Origin of the sequence: Photorhabdus aballayi (genome assembly GCF_026153155.1) — a bacterium.
Classification (GTDB): Bacteria; Pseudomonadota; Gammaproteobacteria; order Enterobacterales; family Enterobacteriaceae; genus Photorhabdus; species Photorhabdus luminescens.
Window position 1 is genome coordinate 75,204 of record NZ_JAPFCD010000017.1, and the last position, 16,380, is coordinate 91,583.

Below are 16,380 nucleotides of genomic sequence, written 5' to 3' on the forward strand. Positions count from 1 at the left end.
AGGAATGAACAAAATATTTTTGTTGGTTATGAAATATCTGCTCACGCTAATAAATCATTAAATCGTTATTTTTTCATTAGTTGAAATGCAGATAAATCTAATTTTAGCTCTACATTTACCATATTAAATTACGTTTAAAATAAACTAGCTCTCTAATGTAGATTGGAATTGCCCATTAATATCTGAAATCCTACTCATATAATAAGCGTCAGCATATAGACCATTACGAAAAGCATGATGTTTAGCAGTTCCTTCAATCTCAAATCCAAATTTTTTATATAATGCAATAGCGGCATCATTATCTGTATATACTTCTAACTCTATGCGTTTAATGTTTAACCAATTATCACACATGTCGAGCATAGCCTCCATTAATTCGCTACCAATACCCTGCCCCTGATAATCAGCATGTACTCCCATACCAAAAGTAGCAACATGGCGACGCCGAAAGTTTTGGCATATTTCAATACCAATCTGACCTACAATTTTCCCATCAATACAAGCAACCAAATAGAAACATCCAGCAGAAAGATTTGTAATGCGCTTTATCCATGTTTCCAGAGAAGGATAGGGTAACTGTAAAGTGCCATAGTAAACTTGTGGGTTAGCGTATAACTGACGAACTTGTTCACAATCGTCCTCTTCAACATGGCGAATCATTATATTCTTCACTTAAAAACTCCTAACTTTTAGCTTGAATATTAAAGTTAACATAGATGTTTTACTAAAAACATCGAGAAGTATCAATGGCAGGTTTGGATTAAGTCAGAATTGATTACAGCTTTATTTTTTTACACGATCTCTTTTCGGATAAAAGCACTGACTATTAAGCCAGCGCTTTGTCAACAATATATCTTTTAATATCCAATAGCCATCCAATGAACCGCTCGCGCCCGGAAATTAGTGTTTAGCGCACCAACAGTTGTTGCTGTAAAAGATACTGCTGTAATATCACCAACTTCAACAAAACAACGATCTGAGATCGGAGACGAAGCTTTTCTTCTGCCATCAGGTGTCGCAACCACAGTTGTACATGCATTAGGAAAGCTAATAGGAAAGTTGGCCAAATAATTATCACTACCAATTAAAACACCCCACTGATAGATTATTCCTGTATCGCCACATTTCCACCAGCCATTTGCAGATTTTAACGCTGTGTTTTTATTGCCATATCGAACATCAGATTCAGATTTAGTATAACTCCCCACATCCCCAGCATTCAGGCTAATATCATTCGACAGTACTTTCCCATTCACTTTACGACTATTAGGTACTCTGGTATTAATATCTCCACGTAATGAATTTACTATTTCCTGAGCAAGCTTTTGTGTCACTGCCAATATGTCACTATTACCAATGACATCAGTAAGCTGAACAACGCCTGTCTGGGTTAATGAAGCATTGGGAATTTCTGTTGTAATCTTTTGTTTTAATGCCTTATTTAATTGCTCAGCAAGTTTGGCTACATCACCATTATCCATAACATCATCGCCAGATTGTGTCGCAATGAAATTAGCCACAACAGATGATATGGTTGATGATTGACGTAATACCTTATTTAATATGTGAGGCGTCATAGAATATGGTGGAAACCCAGTTTGCAACTCTGTGCTCCCCTCATATCCTTGCTGGCTTATTACATTAGCATTACTATTAGTAGAAAAAGCTTTGAAATCATTCTTGGGATTCATATACACTCCTTGAATTGAATAATATTATCTCATAAAAAAAATATTAATTTGTTGCAACAATAATCAATCTCATGAAATAATAATAAAATTCCATTGCAACTTAAATAATAAATTATCTCTATACAACTGATAGGAATAAATACCCCAATAAGTTAAAGTCAAAAACATATCCCAAATAACTATATTCAAAATTCGAAATTACTCTTCTGTTATATCTCTCTTATTTTAATTATCCTGTTCGGAGAAATAATAATAAAAACGGAAAGTTAATAATTCCTTTAAGCACTGTTTTATCTTGCTAGATTTGTATCAAACCAATAGATCGCCTGATTCTGGCTGTTCAATATCTCCCCGCAAGGTGCGCTCACTTCATCACCTAAAACTCTTATACCCGTTATCTTTCAAGTTGCCTCTTTGTTGACTGCACTCACTCACCCCGGTCACATAGTTATCTATGCTCCCAGGGATTCGCTCCTTTGCCGTCGCGATGCATCTTGAAATCCATAGGGTGTATACAAAATTATTTTAATCTTTAAAATAATTTTTAAAAACCGCTTGACTCTGAAGTTTTTCTGATTAAAATCGCAGCCACAATTTAGATTTTCGTGAAACAAATCACATTTTACCAATAAAGAGAGTTCATCATGAAATCTGTTACATCTTTCATATCAAGTGTTCACAACGTTGTTGTCTACCTCTCAACATCTCGCTTTCTGTAAGTCTGCTTTTTAACCGATGCGTGAAAAGCCAGTTTCCAAGCTGGCTTTTGTATTCAGGACTTAACCCCTGTCAAATTAATCAGCTAATTCATTTTTTATTTCCTGGGCTGCTTAATAAAATGACAGCAAGAAAACATCTGAAGGTGAGTCTGTTTCAGGAAATATTCTTTTATTTCCTGATTTCGTTTCAACTTTCTGCAATGGTTGATGGACTTCAGTGCATTTTCCTGTGGAACAAGGATAATAGCGACTAACCTCCCCTCCTGAAAATGCACTTATTAGTTTAGCCGAATCCATTTGTTATTAATAATCCAATACGTTAAGAATTCATTTCTTCAACAAAGCAACTTCATCCGCATTTTTCTGGCACAACAGAGTAAGATGAGTAATAGAACGGGTAAGATTATCTATAGTACTCTCCAGCTTTTTAATATCCATTTCCAGTTGCTTATTTTTTATATCCAATGCACCCATTTTTGTCAATTCAGCATATAATTGCTGACCATTTACCGCCTCCGTACTGTTCCTTGAAATATCCCCGGCAGCAACATTCACAATCTTACGTTGATTACCCGGTCTTCCTACAGAAATAACATTCGATTTGTTGGCAACAGCATTTGCACCTAATGCAATGCTCCCACTTGCTGTTACAGAGGCGTTTTGACCTATCGCAATTCCCTGAGACGCACTAACACTAACCTTTTGCCCCACAGCAATAGCAGACGAAGAGTCGGATCTAGAATCTGAGCCTAATACAATACTCCTACTTCCTGTTACAGAGGAGTTTTGACCAATCACAATTGCCTGAGATCCACTGGCAGAAACCTTTTGCCCCAGAGCAACAGAAGACGAGCCGCTGGATACAGAACTATCTCCTAATGCCACGCTCGCACTTCCCGTTGCAGAGGAATTTTTACTAATCGCTACTGCCTGATTCCCCCTGGCAATAGCTTTTTTCCCCAGAGCAATAGCAGCTGAACCGCTGGTTATAGAGTCTGATCCCAATGCAACGCTCGACTCTCCTGTTGCGGTGGAGTTTTGACTAATTGCTACTGCCTGAACCGCGCTAGCAACAACCTTTTGCCCTAGGGCAATAGAAGCTGAACCGCTAGATATAGAATCAGCGCCAATCGCAATCGGCCATATGACTTTATCATCCTTATTCTCTTTATTCTCTTTTCTACCCGCCAGTTGATTTTGCCCAATAGCAATAGCGGCCTCGCTAATTGATTTAGAAGTTAGTGGTGAAGCACCAATTGCTATAGCATGTATTGCTGGCGCTTCTGCATTCCCAACAACAACTGAATCTTTACCAACTGTTTGATCGGTTATATTCATATTTTCTGTAGACATATATACCTCTTAATTCAGAAATTAGATTATTACAACTTATTACTGGATTAATAAGCTCATCAATATAACTTAGTATTTCTCATTACAAACAATCAAATGACACATAATAATTTTATTTCAAATTTGTTACCATAAAACATTAAATAAATTTAACGTAATTTAAAAAAACATTATAACAAACCCAATTTTTACGAAAATTCAAATTAATCCACATCGTTACAATAAAATATTATACGAAAAATTCAACTTGTAAATAAATTAAAATCATGTAGCTATGAGATATATTTAACGGGCTTATTTAATGTATCGCATAGCTTCATTAAATATAACATTTACCGAACCAAACAAATATAAACCAACCGACACTATGTTGTTTTTATATATTTTCATCACCATCAATACAACTATTTGTATAATTTACCCGAGCAAATGCAGTTACGAGCAGAACGATTATTCTGGTATTCACTACGACACACCTCATAAATCATCACCAAATAACAATCTTACCACTAAATCATATATTCCCAGACTAATAACCATGAATATATAAAATAAAAACTAACAGACATTAATAATTCAATAAATTTAAAATATCGTTTTCCATCAGGTATCAGAATTGAAAAAGATGAGAAAGAATATAAAGATGTTTATACCTACCAAAAGAGAAAAAGCACCGAAGCTACAAATATTCAGTGCTTTATATACCAGAAAAATATCCGGCCTGTTGTAAGAAACTTTAATCGAACAGCATTATCTCCCCAAGAAATGGTTTAAGGATGACGATTAAATGACTCTAATTTATCTTGTTGCGATTTCATAGGATACCTGCCCTTTAAGGGATGCCTGAACTGAGCTACTATCTCCCCCTCCCCCAGCTAAACCCCACGTCACCACACGACCATCCGCAGTTAACGCGGTAAAAGCTGTACTATTCCCGTAGATAGCACGAACATGTTTCAATTGCTCTGCTACAGCATGACTATCTCCTCCCCATTCGCTATCACCCCAAGTCACTACAGTTCCATCACGGCGCAACGCAGCAAACGCAGCCTTCGAACTTGTGACTTGAATAATATCTTGCAGATTTGAGATAAATTCTGGAATTTTTCCTCCCCTATCAACATCGCCCCACGCGACTACAGAACCATTAGCCCGACGAGCAGCAAATGCATGCACTGTTGCGGTCACTTCAACAATGTCATTTAATCCTGCTATATCTTTTGGCACCACTCCCCCATAACTGTTTCTTCCCCAAGCCACCACTGAACCATTCGCCCGTAGAGCCGCAAAGGCATTATTCGAACTACTTAGCTTAATAATATCCCTCAATGCACTGATTTCACTTGGAATGACACTACCAAAATCACTACCATATCCCCATGCAACAACAGAATTATTAGCCCGTCTCACAGCAAAAGCCCAAGCAGCCTTCACGACTTCCACAGTATCTGTCATTGCGGCAATTTCCGGCGGCAATACTCCTCCCTTATCATCGCTTCCCCAAGCGACTAAATGGCCCGTGGCTCTCCGGGCGACAAAAGCACTACCTCCTCCCCATACATCCACAATATCGGTCATGGCCGCAATTGCCGGTGACACTAATCCACCATGATTGCGATTTCCCCAAACAACAACTTGACCCGTAGCCCGACGAGCAGCAAATGCTCCTGCCGATCCCACAATATCGACAATATCACTCAATCCAGCAATTCCCGCTGGCACAACCCCACCATATTCGGAACTCCCCCAAGCAACGACATGACCATTACTTAGCCGTGCCGCAAAGGCATTTACTGTACTAACTATCTGAACAACATTATTTAAAGTTGTTAAAGGCGCTGGGATGTTGCCGCCAAACCCAGCATCTCCCCAAGCAACTATATAACCGCTATCCCGCCGTGCAGCGAAAGCGGCAGTATAATCTCTACCCAATCCATTCCCAATCGCGTGCCAGCCATTGCCTGCAATATTGCACGGATTTAAAGCCACTAATTGGCTCCCCAAACGCACACGCAATAGACGATGCGGAGAAACATCCTGAAAGCTGCTACCAGCAACCCACTTCTGTTCCCCTTCATATTGCCATTCGGCCCGTATAGGTTTCAAAGTATTGGCATTTAGCGCACTAATATAGCAAGGAGGAGTAGCCCCAAAGTTATAAAAACCTTCTCGCGCATAACGGGCTCCTATTACCAGCAGTTTACCCTCTCTTTCCCCTACCACGTAATAATCTACAGGCTGGGATCGTGCCAATTCTCCAGTCGCACGAGTAACATCGTAGCTCAATCGAACATAGCTCCCTGAATATTGTTCTAATATAGAAAACGGCACCATGAAAGTTAGAATCTTGCCTCTTTTTTCGCTTGTCACCGTGTCCTGTAATACATATGCGCTACCATGCCAGGATAAAGTAATCTTATCCCCAACCATCATATTTGAGTACGGATTAACATAGATCGCCGCTCCATTGATATCAGTCACTTGACTAATATTTAATTGCCACTTGCAGGTCTCGGCTTCAGCTATCCACGGCGCAGGCAAAAGCTCATATTCTTGTTTAGGTTCATTCTGAAAAACACTATATGATATTGACATCTCTTATACTCCTTTCATAATTAAAAGTATTAAAAATTTAATTCTGGAATGGAACAATCTACCGACTAACCATCAAAATAAGCATTTATACCCGTCATCTTTCAAGTTGCCTCTTTGTTGGCTGCGCTCACTCACCCCGGTCACATAGTTATCTATGCTCCCGGGGATTCACTCCCTTGCCGTCGCGATGCATCTTGAAATCCATAGGGTATAGATAAATTTAATTATTTTGAATTCAGAGAATAAAAAACATATAAGTTCATAAAATTAATTGAAATGAATTAATATTTTTTCACATCAGATAAAATAACATTTAAATTATACAGACACTCCAAAAATACTTTCAAACGTCATCTATTATTAATTTAAATATTAACTTGAGTGTCGGATTCAACTCATATTATCTAGAATATATTCTTATCCTAATACCTACGGATAAGAATATATTAAACAATAAAGGAATAATATTAATAATTCAATGCATCGAGAAGTCGTTTCTTCAATGATGCAACATCATCCACACTATTCTGAACCAACAAAGTAAGATTAGCTATGTCGCTTTCCAGAGATTGAATCTTCTCTTCCAGCTCCTTATTCTTAGCATCCAATAATATATCAATCCTTGACGATTCAGCATGTAATTGCTGACCATTAACCGCCTCAGTACTATGATTTGAAATATCCCCCGCCGCAACATGTATAATCTTACGTTCATGGCCGGTTTTTCCTACAGAAACAACATTCGGTTTATTAGCAATAGAATCTGCACCTAATGCAATGCTCCCTTTTTCTGTTGCAGAGGAATGTTGACCAATTGCCACCGCTTGAGCCGCACTAGCAGTCACCTTTTGTCCCAAAGCGATAGAAGCCAGGCCGTTGGATACAGAATCAGCACCAATCGCAATCGGCCAAACGACTTTCGCATCACCTTGTTTACCCGCAATTTGATTTTGCCCAATGGCAATAGCCGCTTCACTGATGGTTTTAGAATTTCGGGGTGAAGCGCCAATTGCAATAGAATGTACTGCTGGCGCTTCGGCATGTCCAAGTACAACTGAATCCTTACCCGTTGTTTGTTCAGCTACATCGATATTTTCAATAGACATATTAAACCTCTTAATTTATAAATTAAATAACCATGCGTTGTTTGAAACTTAATAAAGTGTGCGACAGAATATGATATGGATTACGTAAACTCGTTTCACATATCAAATATCAAAACTTAAATTAACGTTATATTTATTCCCCGACAATATTAGATATAAATGCCAACTTGTAAATAAATTAAAATTATTGGATGGTGGAATACATTGCATGGAATTTATTTAATGTATCATCAAGCTTTATGGAATATATATTCAATAAAGTAAAGTCAATTACAGCCAATCAATTAATCACTTCCATATTAATTGATTTTTATATACTTAATCGAAGTAAACATAGGATAAAATTTTACTATTAACCTTAAATTATTTAAGAAATAATTATCAAGTATATATTTAACATTCCGAAAATATAACCAGATTTGACTAATTATAATCTTTAATAATAAATACTTTCAATGAAAATTTTTACCACTAATGATTTCGCAGCCTTCATGGGCGATAATTCAAGAACAAAAGAAATTCCCAATAATCTGTTGAATACTTATAATTTATTAGCCAAAAACTTTCCTAATATCAATGATAAGAATCTTGAAGATAACTTATCATTTGGTTTATTAACCGAGGTAACATGTATTGAGTGATAATCGACTCATCAAAATGCAGAAAATGGCAGAGCGTTTTCATAAATCTGGCACAGTATCAAATATAACCATGAGAAAAATTAATGCGCTGGTTAAACAAGATAAAAATATAAATCACTCTTCATCTGATGTAATAACTAGGAAACGCATAATTAAGTGAAAGCATATTTTACGGAACGCATTTCACTAACAGTATCCGCCAGTTCAATTAATTCAGCCGGGCAATCTTGTCCGGTAATGATCACCGTTTGATTAATTGGTCGTTCGCTTAATCCCTTGATAATTTCATCAAGGGATAAATAACCATTACTTATCATATAAGTTAATTCACCAAGCACTACCAATGATAATTCAGGATTACGCACCATACGCTTCGCATGCTGCCAAACCGCAGTACAAGCGGCAATATCTTTAGTACGATTTTGCGTTTCTCCAGCCAAGTTCATTGGTATTATTTGAAATTCTACCCCATGCTGCTGCAATAAAGCACGCTCACCGGCTGACCATTCTCCCCGAATAAACTGGATAACGCCGGCCTTTAATCCATGACCCAACGCTCGTGTAACCGTTCCCATTGCGGCGGTGGTTCTCCCCCTGCCGTTACCGGTATAGATAATAACAATTCCCCGGTTTTCCTGAGCGGCGGCAACTTGCGCCATAAATCTCTCTTTTTGCCGCTGTTTTCTCTGTTTATATCGCTCCTCACTCATTTGTCCGGCTCCAATATATTAGTCAGTCAAAGAACAACTGTTTATTTTGTCTGTATTTGCTTGAGATGATTCAGAAAATAATGTTTCTATCACCCGATCAACTTGTTGACGATCTTGACTCACCAACGATTGCATTAATCGCTCATTAGTGAAAAACCGCTCCCAAAAGTGACGACGTGCCGCCAAATGATGAAAATGTCGTTTTACCCGCTGACGAAGTGTTCCACCGTAAGCGGCCAGACGACCAAGATGCATCGGTAATAGCCGTTCGAGTTTTTCACGCCATAATCTGACTAATACCGGCGCATTACCCCCGGAGGAGATAGCAATCACCAGCGGTGAGCGATCAATCACTGACGGCGTGATAAAACTGGCTTGCTGTGGATCATCCACCACATTACAAAAAATGCGGCGCTCCGTCGCGCAATCACTCACATAACCATTCACCGCCGCATTATTAGTAGCCGCAATAACCAACCAACAACGCTCAAGCCAGCAAGGTTCAAACTCTCCGTGAATGAGTGTTACTTGGCCGTTATCCGCCCATAGCTTAAATTGCGAGGTAAATTCCCGAGCATTAACTAACAGATGTGCGCCAGCGTCTAATAACAAACGCGCTTTACGCTCCGCTACCTGACCTCCGCCAACCAGCAAACAAGTTTTATCCCGGATCTGACAAAACATCGGCAAATAATCCAACATAAGTCCCTCCTACAGTTAACGTACACCGCCCGGTATCATGGTCAGCAGATGCTGACGCGGATAAAAACGCGTTATACCCCGGTGTTCCAGCCACCAGCATAGGTACTCAACATCATGATGGCGACGATCGCACAATAACCCGACAACACTGCCACTGTGAGCAACATTCAGCCCATAGATCCCACTCTGTTCTACCAGTTCCAACAAACTGTTAAACGCAGGTTTTACTAGCAGTTTTTGGCTAGCCTGCGCACTGAGCGTCGTGGCTTCTCCTAATCGCAAGCAATCCCGTGTCGCAACAGCCTGACAAAATAGTTTCCAGGCATGTTCTAGCACTACAGCATTCTCCAGTAATGTCGGATGGCGATTTAAACGGTGATAATCAGCGGTGATCAAAGTTGCCGAGCTTTCCAATAACAAAATGTCGATAGACGGCTGCCAGTCACAGGCAATTTGAGTTTCACCCGTTTGATGATCGAACAAGGTAAGCTGGCTGAACAGCGTGCTATCAGTAGGTTCAAGCTGTACGCAAAAGCCAGCCAGTGTCGTTTCATCAAGCGTTTCCCCCAGATAACGCGCCGTCGCCAGCGCTGTAGCGGCAATATCAGCGGTACTACTTGCCAGCCCTTTTGCCACCGGGATCGTGGAAGTCAAGGAGATCCGTAAACCTCGCGCCATCTCTACCGATAAACCAAAATACGCCAGTATAGTTTTCATCATTTGGCGCATGCGGGGACGTTCATCTTTTCCCGGCACGCCATCTGTCACAGACACCTTGCTGAACCAGTTCACCGGACAAGAGATCAATTTCTCACTACCAAGGACCCACCCTTGGATAAGTTCACCACACGATGCGGGACAACGAGCTTCAGCCATAACCGAATACCTGATGTAACGCCGATATCAGACGACGATTATCATGCTCACCCTTGATAGCGACTCGATAATAATCAGCGTTCAAGCCTGAATAGTTAGCGCAATGACGAATCAGTATTCTCTGTTTCAGCAATGCTTGTTGAAGATTGATTTCCGGGCGCAGACAACGCAGGAAGATATAATTTGCCGAAGGTGGCCAAACACACAGTTCCGGTAATGCGATCAATGCCTGATAAAGCCAACGTTGTTGCTGAGATAACCAGCGGTGTGTTGCCTGAATGTAAGCATTATCATTAAGCACAATTTCACCCGCCAACGCTGCGAAAGCGTTAATGGTCCACGGTTCCCGCCAACATTTCATTGCCCTGATACCCGCAATATCACTACTGACCAGATAACCAAGACGCAACCCCGGAATAGCAAAAAATTTCGTTAGTGAACGCAGAATATAGAGACGGGGAAAATGTGTTATCTGAGGAATAAATCCGACAGTATCCGGGAGAAAATCGATAAACGCCTCATCGACAATCAACGCAATATTATGCTGACGGCAACGTTCAAATATCACCTGCAACAGCACAGCATCTGGCATCAAACCCGTCGGATTGTTCGGTGTTGCAAGAAACAGGCAATCAGGACGACTGCAATCCAATGCAGCTAATAAACGTTCATCCGGCTGATAACCATCGGCTTCACTCATTACATACTCATCAATCCGACAATCAACCCGCTGTAAGGCACGCCGATATTCAGCAAATCCCGGTATCAATAACATAGCTCGGCGCGGCTTAAGATGATTCACCACAGCATAAATCAATTCGGTAGCACCATTACCCGCCATCACATTTTCAGTCGAACAATGATGAGCTTGCGCCAATGCCGCATGTAACTGGCGGTATTCTGTATCAGGGTAGCACTCTGCTCGCTGCAATTGGTCGATAATGGCCGTTTTCAGGGATGCCGGCATTCCCAACGGGTTAATATTCGCGCTGAAATCAATTATCTCTTCCGCTGTAACACCGATTTTCAGCGCCATTTCCAGTACATTACCACCATGTTCGCTCATCAAATATTGTCCAAATGTTGAACAGAGAATCAGAATGCCATCAGGGATGGAACGGAAGACAGCAACAAATGATCCCGGCTAAAAGCCAGTGTTTCCCGCAGACGCACCACATCACCAATCACAATTAATGCTGGCGCGGTCAATCTCTGAGCTGCCACTTGTTGAGCCAGCGTTAACAGGGTTGCGCTGGCAACCTGCTGTTGCTGATGGCTGGCATACATCACAACCGCCGCCGGCGTTGTCGGCGCTTTACCGCCAGCGATCAATTGCTCACAGATACTCGCCAGTTGCGTCATTCCCATGAGGATCACCAACGTACCTTCCAGCTTTGCCAAGGTCGCCCAATCCTGTGATTCATTTCCCTGACGCAAATGGCCGGTAATAACATGAAAACCTGATGCATAATCACGATGGGTAACCGGTATCCCGGCACAAGCCAGACCACCAATGGATGAACTGATGCCCGGGACCACTTCGAAAGGGATTTTCGCCAGTGCCAAAGCTTCCGCTTCTTCACCGCCACGGCCAAACACATAGGGATCTCCCCCTTTCAGCCGGACGACATTTAACCCTTGCTGCGCACACTCCACCAAGATCTGATTAATTTGCCGTTGCGGCACTGGGTGATAGTTCGGCGTTTTGCCGACATTAATCATTTTGCAATCATCGGGTACTTCGGATAACAGGTCCGGGCTGACTAATCGATCATAGACCAGCGCCTCAGCTTGACGGATACAATGTAATCCTCTAACAGTAATCAGCGCCGCATCGCCGGGACCGGCGCCTACCAACCAAACTTTTCCGCTATTCATCATATTGTTCACCCTGTAACGAAAGTCTGTTGGAAGATATATAACCGATAGCCAGCAACACGATCTGGTGTGAGATCAACAATTCTTCATTTTTATTAATGTATTGATGATAACTATCTGTCCTGACACATTGCAGCTTTATCTGCTTGTTTCTCTTAGCAACTTCGCCCTGTATCTGGTATCTACGCCATTTTTATTATAATCCCTAATGTTTTTGTGACTACAGTTGACTTTTCAACCAAATTGACGATATTTAATACTGATTGATAAAAAAAAATGCCAACATACGCCTTATTACAGACAAGGGGCGTAGCGATGGAAGCCAAGGAATTATTCAGTGTCGGTATTGACATCGGCACCACCACCACACAAGTGATCTTTTCGCGTCTGTCACTAGTGAACCGTGCAGCGGTATCACAAGTGCCACGCTACGAGTTTGTTAGCCGCGAGATTATCTGGCAAAGCCCGGTATTATTTACCCCCGTAGACTTCGCCGGGCAATTACGTGAAGACGAACTGTTCAGCTTAATCCAGGCACAATATCAGGCAGCAAATATCGATCCGGAAAGTATCGATTCCGGCGCAGTTATCATTACCGGTGAAACCGCGAAAACGTGTAATGCACGCCCGGCGATTATGGCATTGGCACAAAAATTAGGGGATTTTGTTGTAGCAACAGCGGGGCCACATCTGGAATCCATGATTGCCGGTTTGGGTTCCGGCGCTCAAGCACTTTCACAACAGAAAATGGCCAGAGTGCTCAATATTGATATCGGCGGCGGCACAGCCAACTATGCGCTATTCGATGCCGGGCGACTTATTGCCTCTGCTTGCTTAAATGTCGGCGGTCGCTTATTGGAAACCGACTCTCAAGGGAAAGTTTTACGGGCGCATCCGCCGGGAGCACTCATCGTTGACTCACTATTTGGCGAAAACACAGATATTCAACATCTGACAGCCACGCAATTGCAACAAATTGCGACACGAATGTCCCAATTGCTATGGGAAGTCGTCACCGGGCAACTCACACCTCTGGCGCAACAATTACTGATGACCGAACCGTTGCCAAACCATGATGAATTCTACGCGGTCACTCTCTCCGGCGGTGTAGGAGAATGTTATCGTGAAGCATCGGATTATGATCTATTCCGTTTTCACGATTTAGGACCACTGCTGGCACAAGCTATTCATCGTGATAATGATTTCGTCAAACTGCCGCTGCAAGTGCCGAAACAAACCGTGCGCGCTACAGTCATTGGCGCCGGCGCTCATACATTATCGTTATCCGGCAGCACTATCTGGCTTGATACGCTGTCACTACCACTGCGCAACATTCCCGTCGTTCATCCTGGCGCAGAAACCGCTGAACCACTGGCAGATGCCTGGCAACAGGCGCTCACACAAATGGATCTGGATGCCGAACAGGATCTGTATGCATTGGCCCTGCCCGATACCCTGCCGGTAAATTATGCCGCCGTGCAGACATGCATTACCGCTTTACAGAATTTTACCGGACGCTATCCCACTTCTCACCCGCTGCTCATCGTCGCAGGTCAAGATTTTGGCAAGGCATTGGGTATGTTGCTACATCCTCTGATGGGAGAACGGCCGCTGGCGGTTATTGATGAAGTTATCACCCGCACCGGAGATTATATCGACATCGGCACGCCGCTATTTAATGGCACTGTCGTTCCCGTCACTATCAAATCACTGGCTTTTCCTTCCTGAGAGAGCGTAAACATGAAATTGAAAACTCAGCTTTTTGGTAAGACCTATCGGTTTAAAGATGTCAAACAGGTGCTGGCAATGGCTAACGAATTGCGCTCTGGGGATATGCTAGCCGGGGTAGCAGCCGAAAGTTCCCAGCAACGGGTAGCGGCTAAACATGTCCTCTCGGAGATGACAATTGCGGATATTCGTATGAATCCGATCATCCCTTATGAAGAAGATTGTGTGACTCGCATTATTCAGGATGACATTAACGAAATCGCCTACGCCCGCATAAAAAACTGGAGTATTGGCGAACTACGTGAATATATATTGAGTGATGATACTAGTGTGGATGATATCGCCTTTCTGCGTAAAGGAATCAGTTCTGAAGTTGTCGCTGCCGTAGCAAAAATTAGTTCCAATGCGGATCTGATCTATGGCGCGAAAAAAATGCCGGTGATCAAAAAAGCCAACACCACCATTGGGACGCCGGGAACGTTCAGCGCCCGGCTACAACCTAATGATACCCGCGACGATGTACAAAGCATTCTGGCCCAGATTTACGAAGGATTATCATTTGGCGTTGGTGATGCAGTCATCGGTGTTAACCCGGTAACTGACGATGTGGAAAACCTCACTCGCGTGCTGGATACCATTTATGAAGTGATCGACAAATTCGCTATTCCAACACAGGGCTGTGTTTTAGCCCATGTCACGACTCAGATAGAAGCCATTAAACGTGGGGCGCCGGGTGGCTTGATTTTCCAAAGTATCTGCGGCAGTGAAAAAGGGCTAAAAGAGTTTGGCGTAGAATTGGCTATGTTGGATGAAGCCCGTGCCGTTGGTGCGGAATATTGTCGTCTTGCTGGCGATAACTGTCTCTACCTTGAAACCGGACAAGGTTCTGCCCTCTCCGCCGGTGCTCACTTTGGCGCTGATCAAGTAACAATGGAGGCACGAAACTACGGTTTGGCACGCCACTATGACCCATTTTTGGTGAATACCGTTGTCGGTTTCATCGGGCCGGAATACCTCTACAATGATCGCCAGATTATCCGCGCCGGATTAGAAGACCACTTTATGGGAAAACTCAGCGGCGTCTCAATGGGATGTGACTGCTGCTACACCAACCACGCAGACTCTGATCAAAACCAGAATGAAAACCTGATGATTCTGCTGGCAACCGCAGGATGTAATTTCATCATGGGAATGCCGCTCGGCGATGACATTATGCTTAATTACCAGACATCTGCTTTCCACGATACCGCCACTATTCGTCATCTGCTCAATCTGCGCCCATCATCAGAGTTTGAACGTTGGCTGGAACAGATGGGGATCATGGCAAACGGGCGTTTAACATCACGCGCAGGCGATGCATCGTTCTTTTTCTGATTCTTTGCTGAGATAAAATCACCATGAACCAAAAACCAATTAAAGCATGTGCAGATAATGCGGTCTTTAGCCAAGAACCACAAACATTAACCCGTCCTACAGCGGGAATCATTGACGAAACTGAAAGCTGTACGCCGGATTTAGGCTCCTTAGAAGCCAAACAGTGGATCGGCGTCCAAAGCCCGAACCGCATGGAAGTCTTACAGGAATTACGCCGTAGCACTGTGGCGAGAGTCGGTACCGGCCGCAGCGGCCCACGTCCCCGAACTCAGGCATTACTGCGTTTTCAGGCTGATCACTCCCGTTCTAAAGATACAGTGTTAAAAGAAGTTCCGGTTGAATGGATAGAAAAACGAGGATTGCTGGAAGTGCAATCTCAAGTCAGCGACAAAAATCTCTATCTGACTCGTCCGGATCTGGGGAGAAAACTCAGTGCAAATGCAGTAGAAACGTTACTGACACAGTGTAAAACAGGTCCTGACGTACAGGTTGTTATCTCAGATGGCCTATCTACTGATGCCATTATCACTAACTACGAAGATCTTGTACCTCCCTTGTTAAAGGGGTTGGAACAAGCAGGAATGTGCATCGGCACCCCGTTTTTTGTGCGCTATGGTCGCGTTAAAATCGAAGATCAAATTGGCGAGTTACTAAAAGCTAAAGTGGTTATCTTACTAATTGGAGAACGCCCCGGATTAGGGCAATCGGAAAGTCTCTCTTGCTATGCCGTTTACCAGCCGACAGTAGAGAAAACCGTTGAAGCTGACCGTACTTGTATCTCTAATATTCACCGTGGCGGCACACCGCCAATTGAAGCCGCGGCAATTATTGTCGATTTAGCTAAAAATATGCTGGAACAACAAGCCTCCGGTATTGCGCTTAGTCGTTAATGGAATGGCGGATATATACCCTATAGATTTCAAGATGCATCGCGACGGCAAGGAAGCGAATCCCCGGGAGCATAGATAACTATGTGACCGGGGTGAGTGAGGCAACTTGAAAGATAA

Annotated in this window: 12 protein-coding genes and 1 pseudogene; 3 read left to right on the forward strand and 10 right to left on the reverse strand. The window is 42.6% G+C overall.

Going from position 1 to position 16,380, the window contains the following annotated elements:
- Window positions 1-144: 144 nt before the first annotated feature.
- The 10 genes and pseudogenes from OO184_RS11325 to cobA all read right to left on the reverse strand — a co-directional run bounded on the left by OO184_RS11325 (window position 145) and on the right by cobA (window position 12,271).
- Window positions 145-672, reverse strand: a complete 528-nt coding sequence (locus tag OO184_RS11325; RefSeq protein ID WP_265379272.1) for a GNAT family N-acetyltransferase — start codon at window positions 670-672, stop codon at window positions 145-147.
- A 185-nt stretch (window positions 673-857) separates the two neighbouring features.
- Window positions 858-1,691, reverse strand: coding sequence for a gp53-like domain-containing protein (locus tag OO184_RS11330; RefSeq protein ID WP_265379273.1), 834 nt, complete (start codon window positions 1,689-1,691; stop codon window positions 858-860).
- Between the two features lie 1,046 nt (window positions 1,692-2,737).
- The gene (locus tag OO184_RS25005; protein WP_283256282.1) at window positions 2,738-3,763 is read right to left on the reverse strand and encodes a hypothetical protein; all 1,026 of its coding nucleotides are present in this window, start codon (window positions 3,761-3,763) and stop codon (window positions 2,738-2,740) included.
- A 798-nt stretch (window positions 3,764-4,561) separates the two neighbouring features.
- Window positions 4,562-6,358 carry an RCC1 domain-containing protein gene (locus tag OO184_RS11340; RefSeq protein WP_265379274.1) on the reverse strand — a complete coding sequence of 599 codons (1,797 nt, stop codon included), beginning with the start codon at window positions 6,356-6,358 and terminating at the stop codon, window positions 4,562-4,564.
- A 467-nt stretch (window positions 6,359-6,825) separates the two neighbouring features.
- On the reverse strand, window positions 6,826-7,464 hold the full coding sequence (locus tag OO184_RS11345; RefSeq protein WP_265379275.1) for a hypothetical protein: 639 nt from the start codon (window positions 7,462-7,464) through the stop codon (window positions 6,826-6,828).
- 793 nt (window positions 7,465-8,257) lie between these two features.
- The gene (gene cobO / locus OO184_RS11350) at window positions 8,258-8,815 is read right to left on the reverse strand and encodes a cob(I)yrinic acid a,c-diamide adenosyltransferase (protein WP_265379276.1); all 558 of its coding nucleotides are present in this window, start codon (window positions 8,813-8,815) and stop codon (window positions 8,258-8,260) included.
- A gap of 69 nt (window positions 8,816-8,884) precedes the next feature.
- Window positions 8,885-9,514: pseudogene (locus tag OO184_RS11355) on the reverse strand (siroheme synthase domain-containing protein); the annotation flags it as partial.
- 18 nt (window positions 9,515-9,532) lie between these two features.
- Window positions 9,533-10,393 carry a GHMP family kinase ATP-binding protein gene (locus tag OO184_RS11360; RefSeq protein WP_265379277.1) on the reverse strand — a complete coding sequence of 287 codons (861 nt, stop codon included), beginning with the start codon at window positions 10,391-10,393 and terminating at the stop codon, window positions 9,533-9,535.
- The gene (gene cobD, locus OO184_RS11365; RefSeq protein ID WP_265379278.1) at window positions 10,386-11,459 is read right to left on the reverse strand and encodes a threonine-phosphate decarboxylase CobD; all 1,074 of its coding nucleotides are present in this window, start codon (window positions 11,457-11,459) and stop codon (window positions 10,386-10,388) included. Before cobD ends, OO184_RS11360 begins: the two co-directional genes overlap by 8 nt.
- A gap of 29 nt (window positions 11,460-11,488) precedes the next feature.
- On the reverse strand, window positions 11,489-12,271 hold the full coding sequence (gene cobA, locus OO184_RS11370; protein ID WP_265379287.1) for a uroporphyrinogen-III C-methyltransferase: 783 nt from the start codon (window positions 12,269-12,271) through the stop codon (window positions 11,489-11,491).
- 315 nt (window positions 12,272-12,586) lie between these two features.
- Here cobA and eutA point away from each other — a divergent pair, with 315 nt between their 5' ends.
- Genes eutA through eutC form a run of 3 tightly spaced genes read left to right on the forward strand, consistent with a single transcriptional unit; the run spans window position 12,587 to window position 16,263 of the window.
- A complete protein-coding gene (gene eutA / locus OO184_RS11375) occupies window positions 12,587-13,999 on the forward strand; it encodes an ethanolamine ammonia-lyase reactivating factor EutA (RefSeq protein ID WP_265379279.1) in 1,413 nt (470 codons plus the stop codon).
- A gap of 12 nt (window positions 14,000-14,011) precedes the next feature.
- Window positions 14,012-15,373: an ethanolamine ammonia-lyase subunit EutB gene (locus tag OO184_RS11380; protein ID WP_265379280.1), complete on the forward strand. Its 1,362-nt coding sequence runs from the start codon at window positions 14,012-14,014 to the stop codon at window positions 15,371-15,373.
- Window positions 15,374-15,396: 23 nt separating this feature from the next.
- Entirely contained in the window at window positions 15,397-16,263 is an 867-nt protein-coding gene (eutC, locus tag OO184_RS11385; protein ID WP_265379281.1) for an ethanolamine ammonia-lyase subunit EutC, read from the forward strand.
- Window positions 16,264-16,380 lie beyond the last annotated feature (117 nt).

Excerpts from the sequence above, each read along its gene's own strand:
- OO184_RS11330 (WP_265379273.1), bottom strand. The coding sequence starts at position 1,691 with ATGAATCCCAAGAATGATTTCAAAGCTTTTTCTACTAATAGTAATGCT.
- OO184_RS25005 (WP_283256282.1), bottom strand. The coding sequence starts at position 3,763 with ATGTCTACAGAAAATATGAATATAACCGATCAAACAGTTGGTAAAGAT.
- OO184_RS11340 (WP_265379274.1), bottom strand. The coding sequence starts at position 6,358 with ATGTCAATATCATATAGTGTTTTTCAGAATGAACCTAAACAAGAATAT.
- OO184_RS11345 (WP_265379275.1), bottom strand. The coding sequence starts at position 7,464 with ATGTCTATTGAAAATATCGATGTAGCTGAACAAACAACGGGTAAGGAT.
- cobO (WP_265379276.1), bottom strand. The coding sequence starts at position 8,815 with ATGAGTGAGGAGCGATATAAACAGAGAAAACAGCGGCAAAAAGAGAGA.
- OO184_RS11360 (WP_265379277.1), bottom strand. The coding sequence starts at position 10,393 with ATGGCTGAAGCTCGTTGTCCCGCATCGTGTGGTGAACTTATCCAAGGG.
- cobD (WP_265379278.1), bottom strand. The coding sequence starts at position 11,459 with ATGAGCGAACATGGTGGTAATGTACTGGAAATGGCGCTGAAAATCGGT.
- cobA (WP_265379287.1), bottom strand. The coding sequence starts at position 12,271 with ATGAATAGCGGAAAAGTTTGGTTGGTAGGCGCCGGTCCCGGCGATGCG.
- eutA (WP_265379279.1), top strand. The coding sequence starts at position 12,587 with ATGGAAGCCAAGGAATTATTCAGTGTCGGTATTGACATCGGCACCACC.
- OO184_RS11380 (WP_265379280.1), top strand. The coding sequence starts at position 14,012 with ATGAAATTGAAAACTCAGCTTTTTGGTAAGACCTATCGGTTTAAAGAT.
- eutC (WP_265379281.1), top strand. The coding sequence starts at position 15,397 with ATGAACCAAAAACCAATTAAAGCATGTGCAGATAATGCGGTCTTTAGC.